Here is a 1,053-nt window from a genome sequence, read left to right as displayed (position 1 = left end):
AAAAAAAAACTCGCCCGGTCAATATCCCAAACCAACAATATTTTTTTTTTTTTGTGGTTTGGTAATCTTCCCCGTCCAATAAATTTATGAAAAGGACTTTTGCAAGAGGTCTAAAGATTGCGTAAATTTTTTGCTCGCAGGTAGAAAAACGGTGACACCGATCGGTAAATTTGCTAGGCTTGAATTCTAAAACTCAGGAAAACATCTACCTTTAGATACATCATGCCCAACATTACCCTCTACGACGCGATTACCAACCTTCCAGCCGGAACGCCCCCCGGCATAGGGACGCCCAGTAGCACCGCCCTTGCTTACGGACAAATAGCCCCGCCCGGTACGCCACTTCCTTTCCCTTTCCCTCCGGGTTCTACGGCTGCTCTGGCTACAGGTGCGTTTACACCAAACACAACGGGCATCAATACTCGTACCATCTACACTCCTAATAGCAATGCTGGCTATGCGGGTTACACCAATTACAATCCAACCTCGCTGCTTCCGGGTCAGACTGCAGCGATATTGCCGCCTTTCACCACCGCCACATTAGACCGCACGGCTGGTTATACGATATCTTTTAATGCAGCAATTCCCACAGAAACTAGCAACCCCAACCGCGCGGGTTTCAGCGTCACAGCTATTAGCAGCGACGGGTTGAACGGTTTAGAATTGGGTTTTAAAAATAATAAAATTTTTGGTCAGTCAGCTACTTTTGTCGAAGCTGAAACTGCTACACTTCCGCCGGGATTCAATCTAACTTCAAATAACAATTATGTCCTGAAAGTACAAGGCAGCAATTATGAACTTTTTGCTAATAATTCCCCAACTGCAATCCTGACGGGGCCGCTGCGTCAAATCCAGTTTAACCCAGGACAAAGCCAGCCTCCTTTAAGTTTCAATCCTTACAGATTGCCGAGTTTCCTATTTTTTGGCGACAATACTGACCAGGGAAGCGCTACCTTTCGTTTGGGCAGGATAGCTGTTAATGATTTGCCTGTTGCTAGTCCCGATCGTGCGATCGCAACTGTCGGCACTCCTAATATTAAAATTAAAGTCCTG

The 1,053-nt window shown here is 46.1% G+C and carries 1 protein-coding gene; it reads left to right on the top strand.

Features of this window, described 5'->3' with window-relative positions:
- Positions 1-222: 222 nt before the first annotated feature.
- Positions 223-1,053, top strand: an 831-nt coding sequence (locus ACUVJL_RS36030; RefSeq protein WP_445250204.1) for a choice-of-anchor Y domain-containing protein, incomplete at its 3' end; no start/stop codon positions are given.

Origin of the sequence: Microcoleus sp. OTE_8_concoct_300 (genome assembly GCF_031383065.1) — a bacterium.
Classification (GTDB): domain Bacteria; phylum Cyanobacteriota; class Cyanobacteriia; order Cyanobacteriales; family Microcoleaceae; genus Microcoleus.
Note: the sequence above shows the minus strand (reverse complement) of the source record. Positions and strands in the feature narration are given on the sequence as shown.